General features: G+C 71.7%; 6 protein-coding genes. 2 read left to right on the forward strand and 4 right to left on the reverse strand.

Annotation, left to right across the window (positions count from 1 at the left end; translation table 11 throughout):
- From ACFIMZ_RS31780 to ACFIMZ_RS31795, 4 genes are read right to left on the reverse strand one after another with little or no spacing between them, the layout of a single operon-like run.
- Positions 1 to 213, reverse strand: a complete 213-nt coding sequence (locus ACFIMZ_RS31780; RefSeq protein WP_431823399.1) for an MbtH family protein — start codon at positions 211 to 213, stop codon at positions 1 to 3.
- Positions 213 to 3,479: an amino acid adenylation domain-containing protein gene (locus tag ACFIMZ_RS31785; RefSeq protein WP_431823400.1), complete on the reverse strand. Its 3,267-nt coding sequence runs from the start codon at positions 3,477 to 3,479 to the stop codon at positions 213 to 215. Before ACFIMZ_RS31785 ends, ACFIMZ_RS31780 begins: the two co-directional genes overlap by 1 nt.
- The gene (locus tag ACFIMZ_RS31790) at positions 3,476 to 10,207 is read right to left on the reverse strand and encodes an amino acid adenylation domain-containing protein (RefSeq protein WP_431823401.1); all 6,732 of its coding nucleotides are present in this window, start codon (positions 10,205 to 10,207) and stop codon (positions 3,476 to 3,478) included. Before ACFIMZ_RS31790 ends, ACFIMZ_RS31785 begins: the two co-directional genes overlap by 4 nt.
- 42 nt (positions 10,208 to 10,249) lie before the next feature.
- Positions 10,250 to 10,780, reverse strand: a complete 531-nt coding sequence (locus ACFIMZ_RS31795; RefSeq protein ID WP_431823402.1) for a hypothetical protein — start codon at positions 10,778 to 10,780, stop codon at positions 10,250 to 10,252.
- Between the two features lie 470 nt (positions 10,781 to 11,250).
- Between ACFIMZ_RS31795 and sbnA the strand changes: the two genes are divergently transcribed.
- Positions 11,251 to 12,225 carry a 2,3-diaminopropionate biosynthesis protein SbnA gene (gene sbnA / locus ACFIMZ_RS31800; RefSeq protein WP_431825416.1) on the forward strand — a complete coding sequence of 325 codons (975 nt, stop codon included), beginning with the start codon at positions 11,251 to 11,253 and terminating at the stop codon, positions 12,223 to 12,225.
- On the forward strand, positions 12,218 to 13,288 hold the full coding sequence (gene sbnB / locus ACFIMZ_RS31805; protein ID WP_431823403.1) for a 2,3-diaminopropionate biosynthesis protein SbnB: 1,071 nt from the start codon (positions 12,218 to 12,220) through the stop codon (positions 13,286 to 13,288). The genes sbnA and sbnB overlap by 8 nt, the downstream gene beginning before the upstream one ends.

A 13,288-nucleotide genomic window follows, 5' to 3' on the forward strand; every position in this document is an offset into this window, starting at 1 on the left:
TCAGCCTCCCCCCAGCGCGCGGCGCAGCGACAGCGGCCGCATGTCGGTCCACACCTCGCGGATGTGCGCGAGGCAGGCGGCCCGGTCGCCTTCGAAGCCGGTCCCGTTCCACCCGGGCGGCATGGCCGCGTGCGCCGGCCACAGCGAATATTGCTGCTCGTCGTTGACCACGACCAGGTAGCGCGTCGGATCTTCGTCGTCGTCCCGTGTCATCAGCAATCTCCTTGAGTGTCGGGCCCGGCCGTCTCGCCGAGCAGTTCGCCGAGTTCGGCGGGCGTCGCACGCGCCAGCTCGGCGTCGATGATCGCGACGGCCAGCTCGGCGACGGTCGGCGCCTCGAACAGCAGGCGCAACGGCAATTCGACGCCGAGCCGCGCGCGGATCCGGGCGGCGACCCGGGTCGCGAGCAGCGAATGGCCGCCCAGTTCGAAGAAGTTGTCGTGCAGGCCGATCCGCTCGACCTTGAGCACCTCGCTCCAGATCGCCGCCAGCGCGGCCTCGAGGGGGGTGCCCGGACGCGCATCCGGCTGCGCCGCTCCCGCCGCGGGCTCGGGGGCCGGCAGCGCCGCGCGGTCGATCTTGCCGCTCGGCGTGAGCGGCATCGCGTCGACCGGCACGAACAGCGCCGGCACCATCGACTCGGGCAGCCGCGTGCGGCAATGACGCCGCAGCGCGCCCACGTCGAACGCGACGTCGTTGCCGCGCGCGGCGATGACGTACGCGATCAGGCGGCGGCCGCCCGCGGGGTCCGGCCCGTCGACCACCACCGCCTCGCGCAGGCCCGGCGCTTCGCGCAGCACGGCTTCCACTTCGCCCGGCTCGACCCGCACGCCCCGCACCTTGATCTGCCGGTCGCGCCGGCCGAGAAACTCGAGCGCGGCGTCGCCACGCCGGCGCGCGAGGTCGCCGGTGCGGTACATCCGCGCGCCCGGCGCCGGCGAGAACGGATCGGGCACGAAGCTCGCCGCGGTCTGGTCCGGCTGACCCAGATAGCCGCGCGCGGGCAGGCAGCCGCCGATGTGCAGCTCGCCGGGCAGCCCGTCGGGCACCAGCGCGCCGTGCCGGTCGAGCAGATAGAGCCGCGCGCCCGCGATCGCGCGGCCGATCGGCGGCAGCTCCGGCCACGCATCCGGCGCGCCGTCGAGCGTCCACTCGGACGCGACGTGGGTTTCCGTCGGGCCGTACTGGTTGCGCAGCGTCGCGACGCGATGGCGGCGCACGAACGCCGCGAGCTGCGGCGACACCTGCAGCTGCTCCCCGGCGGTGACGATCTCGCGCAGCGCGAGCGCGGGTGCCTGCGGATCGTCGGCCGCCGTCGCGGCCAGCGCCTGGAGCGCCGCGGCCGGCGCGAAGATCCGCTCGATGCGGTCGGCCGCGAGGCGGCGCAGCAGCGCCGCCGGATCGCGCCGCTCCTCCTCGCTCGCGAGCACGAGCGTCGCGCCCGCGCAGAGCGTCGTGAAGATCTCCTGCGCCGACACGTCGAAGTTGAGCGACGTGAACTGCAGCACGCGCGCGGGCGCGGGCGCGGTGTCGTGCTGCCACGCGACCAGGTTCGCGAGCGGGCCGTGCGGCATCGCCACGCCCTTCGGGCGTCCGGTCGAGCCCGACGTGTAGAGCAGGTACGCGAGCGCGTCGCGTTGCGCGGCGGCGAGCGCCGGGCGCGACGGCGGCGCGTCCGCGTCCACCGGCACGAGCGCGGGCGCGGCGAAAGGCGGCGTCGCGCCGGCCGTGATCACGGCCGCGAGCCGCGCATCCGCGCAGATCGCCGCGAGCCGCTGCTCCGGGTAGACGGGATCGAGCGGCACGTAGCAGGCGCCCGCCTTCAGCACCGCGAGCACCGCCACCAGCTGCTCGATCGAGCGGCCGATATAGATGCCGACCGGCACGTCCGGGCCCGCGCCGCGCGCCGCCAACACATGCGCGAGGCGCTCGGCGCGACTCTCCAGCTCGCCGTAGGTCAGCGTGCGTCCGCCCTGCCGCAGCGCGATCGCGTCAGGCGTGCGCGCGGCCTGTGCCTCGACGCGCCGATGCACGAGCGGCGGCGCCTCCGCGGCCGCCCACGGCGACGCGGCGGCGGCCAGCACCGCGTCGCGCTCGCGTTCGTCCATCAGCGGCAGGCTGCCAACCGCCTGCTCCGGCGCCGCGAGCGCGGCGCCGAGCAGCGTCGTGAAGTGGCGCGCGAGCCGCTCGATCGTCGGCGCGTCGAACAGGTCGGTCGCGTATTCGACGATCCCGCGCAGCCGGCCGCCCACCTCGATCATCGACAGATGCAGATCGAACTTGGCCGTGCCGATGCCGACCTCGCGATAGTCGCGCCCGTCGTCCGCCGGCTGGCTGCCGGGATCGGCGAACGCGTTCAGCACGAACATCACCTGGAACAGCGGGTTGTGGTTCAGCGCGCGCTGCGGCCGCACCGCCTCGACGAGCCGCTCGAACGGCAGGTCCTGATGCGCGTAGGCGGCAAGCGTCGTCTCGCGCACCGCCGCGAGCAGGTCGCGGAAGCCGCGCGCGTCGTCGACCTGGCTGCGCAGCACGAGCGTGTTGGCAAAGAAGCCGATCAGCCCCTCCAGCTCGACGCGGGTCCGGTTCGCGATCGGCGTGCCGACGACGACGTCGTGCTGCCCGCTGTAGCGCGCGAGCAGCAGCTTGAACGCCGCCAGCAGCACCATGAAGGGCGTCGCGCCTTCGCGCTGCGCGAACGCGCGCACCGAGCGCGTCGTCGCCGCGTCGAGCGAGAAATTGTGCAGCGCGCCGCGATAGCTCGGCACCGCCGGGCGCGGCCGCGCGCACGGCAGGTCCAGCGGCGCCGACGGCGCGCCGTCGAGCTGCGTCCGCCAGAACGCGAGCTGCTGGTCGAGCACGTCGCCGGCGAGCCAGTCGCGCTGCCAGATCACGAAGTCCGCGTACTGGATCGGCAGCGGCGCGAACGGCGCCGGCAGGCCCGCGGCGAAGGCCGTGTACAGCGAGCTGAACTCGCGGTGCAGCACGCGCATCGACCAGCCGTCGGAGATGATGTGATGGATGGTCAGCACGAGCAGGTGCTCGTCGGGCGCGAGCCGGATCACGCGCAGGCGCAGCAGCGGCGCCGCGCCGAGATCGAACGGGCGCGCCGCCTCGTCGATCGCGAGCTGCTGCGCGGCCGCCGCGCGCTCGCCCGCGGGCAACGCGGACAGGTCGGTCAGCGCGAGCGGCAGCGCGACGGCCGGCTCGACGATCTGCACCGGGTGGCCGTCCTCGACGTCGAAATGCGTGCGCAGCGTCTCGTGCCGCGCGAGCAGCGCCGCCAGCGCGCGCTCGAGCGCATCCTGGGCGAGCGCGCCGCGCCACGGCACGATGTCGTACATGTTGTAGATCGCCTGCCCCGGCTGCAGCTGTTCGAGAAACCACAGCCGCTCCTGCGCGAACGACAGCGGAAAGACGAACACGTCCTGTTCGGCGGCGTCGGGTTCCTGCGGCACGGCCGTGTCGAGCGGGCTCATTGCGCGTCACTCCGCGTCGCGGCGGAACGGCGCGCGCGATAGATCGCGCGCGGCACGCTGACCAGCTCGGGGCCGGACGCGGGCGGCGCGCCGTTCGCACGGAGCTCGTCGACCGCGCGCGCCAGGTCGGCGAGCGTCGGCATCTCGAAGATCGTCCGCAGCGGCATCTCCGCGCCCAGCTCGTCGCGCAGCCGCGAAATCACCTGCGTCGCCAGCAGCGAATGGCCGCCGATGTCGAAGAAGTGATCCGTGCGCGCGATCCGCTCGATGCCCAGGATCCTGCCCCAGATGGCCGCCACCGCGCGCTCCGTGTCGCCGCGCGGCGGCTCGCCCGCGCCGCCGCCGGTCGCCGCCCGCCCGCCGGGCGCGGGGAGCGCCGCGCGATCGAGCTTGCCGTTGGCGTTGACAGGAATCGCATCGATCGCCACGAAATGCGCGGGCACCATGTATTCCGGCAGCCGCTGCTTGCAATGACGGCGCAGCGTGTCGTCGTCCGGCGGCGCGGCCGGATCGGCCGCGACCACGTAGGCGACCAGCTGGCGGTCGACGGCATCGCCGCGGCAGACCGTCACCGTGGTCCGCACCGCCGGGTGCGCGCGCAGCGCCTCGTCCACCTCGCTCGGCTCGATCCGGTAGCCGCGGATCTTCACCTGCCCGTCGGCGCGGCCCAGGAATTCGAGCGTGCCGTCGGCGCGCAGCCGCGCGAGATCCCCGCTGCGATAGAGCCGCGCGCCCGGCTCGCCGCCGAACGGATCGGGGATGAAACGCTCGGCCGTCAGGTCCGGCCGCCCGACGTAGCCGCGGGCCACGCATGCGCCGCCGATCAGGACCTCGCCCACCGTGCCAGTCGGCGCGAGCCGGCCCGCATGATCGACGACGTACAGCGTCGCATGCGGCAGCGCGGGCGCGATCGACAACGGCTCGCCTTCGGCCGGCGGCGCAGCCAGCGTCTGGATCGAACAGAACACCGTGGTCTCGGTCGGGCCGTAGGTGTGCATGAAGACCGGAATCTGCGACGCCTGCATCGCGGCGCGCACCTTCGCCGCGTCCACCCGGTCGCCGCCGACCAGCAACAGCCGCGCGCCGAGATAGGCGTCGGGGCGATGCGCGACGGTCTGGCCGAACAGCGCCGCGGTCTGGTACAGCACGCTGATCCGCCGGTCGGCGAGCGTCGCGGCGAACTGGTCCGGAATCAGCAGTTCATCGCGCCCGATGCCGACGAGGCACGCGCCCGCGGTCAGCGCGCCCCAGCACTCGAACGCCATCACGTCGAAGGCGGGACTGGAGCTTTGCGCGACGCGGTCGTCGGCCGCTATCCGGGCCGGCCGCATCGCGTCGAGCAGCCACAGCAGCTGGCGGTGCTCGATCATCACGCCCTTGGGCTTGCCGGTCGAGCCGGACGTGAAGATGATCTGCGCGAGCTGCCCGGGCGCGTTGCGCTGCTTCAGCGGCTGCGCCGAGCGCATCGCGATCGCCGCGGCCTGCTCGTCGAGGTCGAGCAGCGTGACGCCCGGCATCGGCGGAACCTCGCGGCCGCCGGCGGCGATCACGAGCTCGACGTTCGCGTCGGCGAGCATCGACGCGAGCCGCTCGGGCGGATTGCGCGTATCGAGCGCGACGAACGCGCCGCCGGCCTTCCACACCGCGAGCATCGCGACGACCAGCGCGGCCGAGCGGTCGAGCCACAGCCCGACGCGCGTGTCGACCCCGACGCCGCGTGCGCGCAGCAGCCGGGCCAGCCGGTTCGCGCGCGTCTCGAGCTCGCCGTAGCCGAGCGTCGCGTCCGCGAATTCGAGGGCCGGCGCATCGGGCGTGCCGGCGGCCTGCCGCGCGACGAGCGCATCGATGGTCGGGCCGGCCTCGAGCGGCGCGGCCGGCTCGGCGAGCCCCGTCAGCAACCGCGCGCGCTCGTCCGCGCCGATCAGGTCGAGGCCGTCGACCGGCGCATCCGGCTCGGCGGCGATCGCGCGGATCAGGTTCGCGAAGTGAGCGGCCATCGTCGCGACGGTCGCCGGGTCGAACAGGTCGCTCGCGTATTCGATCACGCCGGACAGCGTATCGCCGGCTTCCGCGAGCGCGAAGGTAAGGTCGAACTTGGCCGTGCCCGTCAGCACCTCGGGCGGCGCGACGTCGGCTGCGGCGTCGGCCGCAGGCTGCCCCTTCGCGGCGCCGGTGGCCGCCTGGAACAGCAGCATCACCTGGAACAGCGGGTTGTGGCCGAGCGTGCGCTCGGGCTGCAGCTCCTCGACGAGGCGCTCGAACGGCAGGTCCTGATGCGCGTAGGCGGCCAGCGTCGTTTCCCGCACGCACGCCAGCAGCGTGCGGAACGATGCGCCCGCATCGATCCGCGTGCGCAGCACCAGCGTATTCACGAAGAAGCCGATCAGGTCCTCGAACTCGGCGCGGGTGCGGTTCGCGATCGGCGTGCCGACCACGATGTCGTGCTGGCCGCTGTAGCGGCTGAGGAACAGCTTCACCGCCGCGGTGACCGCCATGAACAGCGTGCCGCCCTCGGCCTGCGCGAGCGCGCGCAGCGCCGACGTCGACGCCGCGTCGATCGTGAACGGCAGCAGCCCGCCGCGGTAGCTCTGCACCGCCGGCCTCGGGCGGTCCGACGGCAGCGTCAGCACCGCCGGCGCGCCGGCCAGCTGATCGCGCCAGTAACCGAGCTGCGACGCCAGCGTCTCGCCCTGCAGCCACTCCCGCTGCCATACCGCGAAGTCCGCATACTGGATCGCCAGCGGCCGCAGCGGCGACGCCCGGCCCTCGTCGAACGCCGCGTACAGCGCCCCCAGCTCGCGGTACAGCACCCGCATCGACCAACCGTCCGACACGATGTGATGCAGCGTCAGCAGGATCACGTGATCCGCCTCGCCCAGCCGCACCAGCCGTGCCCGCAGCAGCGGCGCCGTCCCCAGGTCGAACGGCCGCGCCGCCTCTTCCGCCGCGATCGCCTGCGCCGCCGCCTCGCGCTCGCCCGCCGGCAGGCCCTGCAGATCGCTGATCACGAACGGCACCGTTGCCTCGCCCGCGATGCGCTGCACCGGCTTGCCGTCCTGCGCCTCGAAATGCGTGCGCAGCGTCTCGTGACGCCGCACGATCTCGTTCAGCGCCCGCTCCAGCACCGGCGCACGCAGCGGCGCGCGCAGCCGCGTCACGAGCGGAACGTTGTACAGCGCGGCGTTCGGATGCAGCTGGTCGAAGAACCACAGCCGCTCCTGCGCGAACGACAGCGGCGCCGTGCGGACCTCGGCCGGCGCCGGGCCGGCCAGCAGGCGCGCGAGCAGCGCGCGCTTGTCCGCCGCCGTCATGCCGTCGAGCGTGGCCGCATCGACGGCGGCCGGCGCCGCACCGCCGGCCGGCTGCCGGCGCAGCGCCGCATCGATCGCGTCGTCCGCCGCGCGGGCGTCGCCGGTCGCCGCCAGCACGCGCAGCAGGTCGTCCAGTTCCGGCCCGCCCGCCGCGCCGCGCGGCGCGGCTGACAGCGTGCGGTCGACGATCGCCGCGAGACCCGCGACGGTCGGCGTTTCGAAGACCGTGCGCAATGGCAGTTCAAGGCCGAAGCGGTCGCGCAGCCGCGACACGAGCTGCGTCGCCAGCAGCGAATGCCCGCCGATCTCGAAGAAGCTGCGCTGGATGTCGATGCGGGCGGTCTCCAGCAGTTCGGCCCAGATCGCCGCGACGGCCGCCTCGGTCGCGGTGCGCGGCAGCGCCTCCTCGGGGACGTCCGGGACCGGGGCCGGCGCGGCCGCGAGCGCCGCGCGGTCGACCTTGCCGTTCGGCGTGAGCGGCAGCGCGGCATGCGCGTAGAACGCCGACGGCACCATGTAGCCGGGCAGGCGTTCGCGCAGGTAGTGCCGCACCGCTTCGACGTCGAGCGCCGGATCGGCGGACGCGAGATGCGCGTCGAGCCGCCGCTCCGCGCCCTCGCCGTGCGCGACGACCGCCGCGTCGCCGACGCCCGGCGCGGTGCTCAGCACGGCCTCGATTTCGCCGAGCTCGATGCGGAATCCGCGAATCTTGACCTGCTCGTCGGTGCGCCCGAGGAAATCGAGCGTGCCGTCCGCGCGCAGGCGCACGAGATCGCCGGACCGATAGAGCCGCGCGCCCGGCTCGCCGGAGAACGGATCGGGCACGAAACGCTCGGCGGTGAGGTCGGGACGGCCGAGATAGCCGCGCGCGAGCCCGTCGCCGCCGATGGTCAGTTCGCCGGCGACGCCCGGCGGCACCGGCTCGCCGTACGGATCGAGCACGTAGAGCCGCGTGTTGACGCACGGCCGCCCGATCGGCATGCGCCCGGTGGCCGGATCGTAGCCGCCCGTCGACACCCAGATCGCGGTCTCGCTCGGACCATAGCCGTTGAGGACGCGCCGCCCGGCGGCCCAGCGCGCGGCAACCGCGGGCTCGACCGCCTCGCCGGCCATCATCAGCAGCGCGAATTCCGGCAGGTTCGCGTCCGGCGTGATCGCGCACGCGGCGGGCGGCAGGACGGCCGCCGTGATGCGCCGCTCGCGCAGCAGCGCGGCGAGCGGCGCGCCGGGCGCGCGCGCATCGGCCGGCGCGACATGCAGGCAGGCGCCGGCCGACCATGCGAGCAGCATCTCGAAGATCGACGCGTCGAAGCCGATTGCAGCAAAGGACAGCACGCGATCGGCGGGTGTGAGCCTCAGCAGCGCACGCTGGTTGAACACGACGCGCGCCAGCCCCTGGTGCGTGACCGCGACGCCCTTCGGCGCGCCGGTCGAGCCGGACGTGAAAATCACGTACGCGCACTGCGCGGGCAGCGGCTGCGGCCGGTACGCGAATGCGCCGGCGACGGCCGCCGTGTCCGCCGGGTCGACGAGCGCGATGCCCTCGGGAATCCAGTCATGCCCGTCGCGCGGATCGCCGAGCACGATCCGCAGCGATGCTTCCGTTGCGATGTGCGCGAGACGCCGGCACGGCAGCGCGGGGTCCAGCGGCACATACGCGGCGCCGGCCTGCAGCACGCCGAGGAACGCGACCGCGAACGCCGCGGACGGCCGCATGCAGACGCCGACCCGGTCTTCCGCGCCGATGCCGCGCGCGGCGAGCGCGACCGCGACGCCTTGTGCGCGCCGCATCAGCTCCCGGTAGCTGAACCGGCCGTCGGGCGCATCGAGCGCGGGATGATCGGGGAACGCCGCGGCGAGCTGCGCGATCAGTTCGGTCACCGGCAGATCGGGCGCATACGGATGGCGCGGACCGTTCCAGTCGTGAAGCAGCGCATGCCGCTCGGCCGCGGACAGCAGCGGCAGCCGCCGGACCGGCAGGTCCGGCTGCCTGACGATCGCGGCGAGCAGGGTCTGGAATTGCACGGCCATGCTGCCGATGGTCGCGTCGTCGAACAGATCGCGGCTGAACTCGAACACCGCGCCGAGCCCCGCGCCGTGGTCCGTGATCGCGAGCGACAGATCGAAGCGCGCCATCCCGTTGCGCGGCGCCGCCGGATCGGGGGGCTGCGCCGTGCCGGCGCCGGCCCCGGCCTTCGACTCGCCGTCGGTCTGCAACGCGAACAGCACCTGGAACAGCGGGTTGTACGCGAGGCTGCGCTCGGGCTGCAGCTCCTCGACGAGACGCTCGAACGGCAGGTCCTGATGCGCATAGGCGGCCAGCGTCGTTTCCCGCACGCCCGCCAGCAATGTGCGGAACGATGCGCCCGCATCGATCCGCGTGCGCAGCACCAGCGTATTCACGAAGAAGCCGATCAGGTCCTCCAGCTCTTCGCGCGTGCGGTTCGCGATCGGCGTGCCGACCACGACGTCGTGCTGGCCGCTGATCCGTGCCAGCAGCACGGCAAAGGCGCCGAGCAGCACCATGAACAGCGTGCCGCCCTCGGCCTGCGCGAGCGCGCGCAGCGCCGACGTCGACGCCGCGTCGATCGTGAACGGCAGCAACCCGCCGCGGTAGCTCTGCACCGCCGGCCGCGGACGGTCCGCCGGCAGCGTCAGCACCGCCGGCGCGCCGGCCAGCTGATCGCGCCAGTAGCCGAGCTGCGACGCCAGCGTCTCGCCCTGCAGCCACTCCCGCTGCCATACCGCGAAGTCCGCATACTGGATCGCCAGCGGCCGCAGCGGCGACGCCCGGCCCTCGTCGAACGCCGCGTACAGCGCCCCCAGCTCGCGGTACAGCACCCGCATCGACCACCCGTCCGACACGATGTGATGCAGCGTCAGCAGGATCACGTGATCCGCCTCGCCCAGCCGCACCAGCCGCGCACGCAGCAACGGCGCCGTCCCCAGGTCGAACGGCCGCGCCGCCTCTTCCGCCGCGATCGCCTGCGCCGCCGCCTCGCGCTCGCCCGCCGGCAGGCCCTGCAGATCGCTGATCACGAACGGCACCGTTGCCTCGCCCGCGATGCGCTGCACCGGCTTGCCGTCCTGCGCCTCGAAATGCGTGCGCAGCGTCTCGTGACGCCGCACGATCTCGTTCAGCGCCCGCTCCAGCACCGGCGCGCGCAGCGGCGCGTGCAGCCGCATCACGAGCGGAACGTTGTACAACGCGCCGTTCGGATGCAGCTGGTCGAAGAACCACAGCCGCTCCTGCGCGAACGACAGCGGCGCCGAGTCCGCTCCCTCCCTGCGAGGGATCGTCTCGAGTTCCGTGCCCTCCCTTCCGATCAACCGCTGTTCGAGCGCCTGACGCTGCCCGGTCGTGAGCGCGGCCAGCCGCACGCCGCCCTCAGAAGAGGAATCCTTATTGTCTGTCATCGTTTAGTCACCGCTCCGGCGAAGCGGCCCCGGTCGAATGGCTCAGGGCCGCAGGCTTGCGAAATAACCCGCCCATGCAATGCTCTCGCCGAACGCGGAGAGCTCATGGGGCTCGATGCTGTGGATGTCGGGACGGGACCAGATGTCCCTCACTTCGTCGATGTAGCGCGAATAGGCAAACGCGATCTTCGCCATCTGCCGCTCGGGCGCGCCGAGTTCACGCACGGTTTGCAGGTACTGGACCATCACCTCGCAGCGCTCGAGCTCCTGGCCGGCCGAAGACAGGACCGCGAGCCGGCGCTGCAGCTCATGGTCGGCTTCCGCGATCGCCTGGCGGATCTCGACCGCGTTCCACGCGGCGGCCAGCTTGTCGTACAGGTTGCGGTACGACAACGCGAATGCATCGTGGAACGAAGCCGGCCCGCCCGTGCCGGGATGCGCCCCATGCGCGACCGAATCCGGCATTGCCTTGCCGTTGCCGTTGTACGGCCCGGGCACCGCGGCCTCCCCGTCCGGCGACGGACTACGATGGTTTCCGGTTTTATCGCCCATATCGCCTTCCCCATCGGACATGATTTCGCCTCCTTTGTCGGCGCACGTAATTCGATGCTTATGTATAGTACGCCATTTATTTTATGCAACCATTTAACTTAAAAATCGGACCACATGAAAATGTCATATTCAGGCCAATAAAAAACCTCAGCGATAATCGTTGATCGACTCGAAACGATGCCCCGGTTTGTGCCCGCCTTCAGCGCACATGATGCTGCATCGCAGTACCGGCGGGGTTCCGGTCGGCACGCATCGATTTCCTTGACTCTTTGCTTTCATATAGTACTATTCGCGTCACTTGCGTTTTTCGGATTAATTTTCTCCGAAAATTCGCGACATTAATAATCGAATCGAATACCACCGCAAATTCGAAAACCGCAAATACGGAGACAAACCACCGGAAATTCACCGGCAAATTCACACCCGCACCCATCAAATCGATTCTCTTATTGGGGAGTTATCGAATGTACGCCGACAGGCCGAGCGAACTGATGGTCGGAGACGCGTTTATCCGTCTCCGCGGCATCGTCCCGAAAGGGGTGGTGCACTTGAAAATAGAAGGCTTCACTTCCGGGGGCTCGATCAAGTCCAAGACCGCGCGCCACATGCTCGATCAGTTCGAGGCGCGCGGGCATGCGCATCGCGGCCAGCGCTTCATCGAAAGTTCGTCGGGCAACCTCGGGCTCGCGCTCAGCATGATCGCCGCCGAACGCGGCTACCGGTTCACCTGCGTCTGCGATCCCAATCTGTCGCCGCAGACGCACAAGCTGATGCTGGCGTTCGGCGCGAAGGTCGTGGTCGTGACGGAGCGCGACCAGAACGGCGGCTTCCTCGGCACGCGCATCGCGACCATCCGGCGGATGCTCGAAGAAGATCCGGGCCTCGTCTGGCTCAACCAGTACACCAGCGCCGACAACGCGGGCGCGCACCTGCGCTTTACCGGCCCCGAAATCTTCTCGGCCTTTCCGCGCGTCGATTTCCTGTTCGTCGGCGCGGGCACGACCGGCACGCTCGGCGGCCTCTCGCGCTACGCGCGCCAGCATTCGCCGCAGACCCGCATCATCGCGGTCGATTCGGTCGGCTCGGTGACCTTCGGCATGCCGTCGGGCAAGCGCTACATCTCGGGGCTCGGCACCAGCTGCCGGCCGCCGATCGCGGACCACTGCGAGATGGACGCGCTCGAGATGATCGAGGAGGCGGACACCATCGTGATGTGCCGCCGGCTCGCCGCGCAGGGGCTGCTCGTCGGCGGCTCGACCGGCACCGTGCTCAGCGCGGTCGCGCGTCGGGCGGAAAGCATGCCGCCCGACGCGGTGATCGTCGCGATCTCGCCCGATCTCGGCGACCGCTACGTCGACACGATCTACGACAACGGCTGGGTCGAGGCCCGCTTCGCGGGCCTGCTCGAACGCTGCCGCATGACGATCTCCGATGCCCCTCTCCTCTGGGAGCGCCACCATGGCTGACACCTTCACGCTTGATCGCGCATCGACGCCGGCGGGCGATGACGTCGGCGCCGACCCGTTCGCGTTCTCGATCGTCGCGGGCGACACGGTGCGCGATCTCATCGCCGCGTCGTTTCCGGCGGTGGTGGACATCGTCCGCGACGCGTATCTCGCGCATGCCGACGGCATCGCGCACAATCCGCCGAGCCATTTCCTGCGCTTCGCGGACCGTCCGCGCGACCGCATCATCGCGCTGCCCGCCGACCTCGGCGCCGAGGCCGGACTCGCGGGAATCAAATGGATCGCGAGCTGGCCCGAAAACGTCGAGCGCGCGATTCCGCGCGCGTCGGCCCTGCTCGTGCTCAACCGGCGCGACACCGGCTATCCGCTCTGCGTGATGGAAGCGTCGATCATCAGCGCCGCGCGCACCGCGGCGTCGGCCGTGCTTGGCCTGCAACGGCTCGGCGCCGGACGGCTGCCGCCGCACCCGCGGATCGGTGTGGTCGGCTGCGGCGTCATCGCGCGCTACATCGTCGACATGATCCTCGCGCAAGGCATCACGCCGGCCAGCATCGCCGCGTACGACCTCAGCATCGACGACGCGCAGCGCCTGCTGGATCACGTCGGCCCGCACGCGGCGCCCGAGCCCGCGTCGTCCGTCGAAAGGCTGGTGCGCGGCAGCGACGTGGTCGTGTTCGCGACGACCGCGGCGCGCCCGCACGTGCTCGAACCCGGCTGGTTCGCGCATGCGCCGGTGGTGCTGAACATTTCGCTGCGCGATCTCGCGCCGGACATCATCCTCGCGGCCGACAACGTGCTCGACGATATCGATCATTGCCTGCAGGCGGATACGTCGCCGCATCTCGCCGAACAGCGGGTCGGCCATCGCCGCTTCGTCACCGGGACGATCGCCGAAGCGATCCGGGGCACGCTCCGCTTCGATCCGGCGCGGCCAGTGATCTATTCGCCGTTCGGCATGGGCATCCTCGACCTCGCGGTCGGACACCACGTGTACGCGGCCGCGCGGCGCGCGGGACGGGTCGTCAACGTGCCGGGGTTCTTCGCGGAGCGGGCGCGCTGGTGA

The organism is Burkholderia sp. F1 (assembly GCF_050813845.1).
Taxonomy (GTDB): domain Bacteria; phylum Pseudomonadota; class Gammaproteobacteria; order Burkholderiales; family Burkholderiaceae; genus Burkholderia; species Burkholderia ubonensis.

What these genes read in the sequence shown, in the direction of transcription:
- sbnA (WP_431825416.1), top strand. Translation starts at nt 11,251, where the DNA reads ATGGTCGGAGACGCGTTTATCCGTCTCCGCGGCATCGTCCCGAAAGGG.
- ACFIMZ_RS31795 (WP_431823402.1), bottom strand. Translation starts at nt 10,780, where the DNA reads ATGTCCGATGGGGAAGGCGATATGGGCGATAAAACCGGAAACCATCGT.
- ACFIMZ_RS31790 (WP_431823401.1), bottom strand. Translation starts at nt 10,207, where the DNA reads ATGACAGACAATAAGGATTCCTCTTCTGAGGGCGGCGTGCGGCTGGCC.
- sbnB (WP_431823403.1), top strand. Translation starts at nt 12,218, where the DNA reads ATGGCTGACACCTTCACGCTTGATCGCGCATCGACGCCGGCGGGCGAT.
- ACFIMZ_RS31780 (WP_431823399.1), bottom strand. Translation starts at nt 213, where the DNA reads ATGACACGGGACGACGACGAAGATCCGACGCGCTACCTGGTCGTGGTC.
- ACFIMZ_RS31785 (WP_431823400.1), bottom strand. Translation starts at nt 3,479, where the DNA reads ATGAGCCCGCTCGACACGGCCGTGCCGCAGGAACCCGACGCCGCCGAA.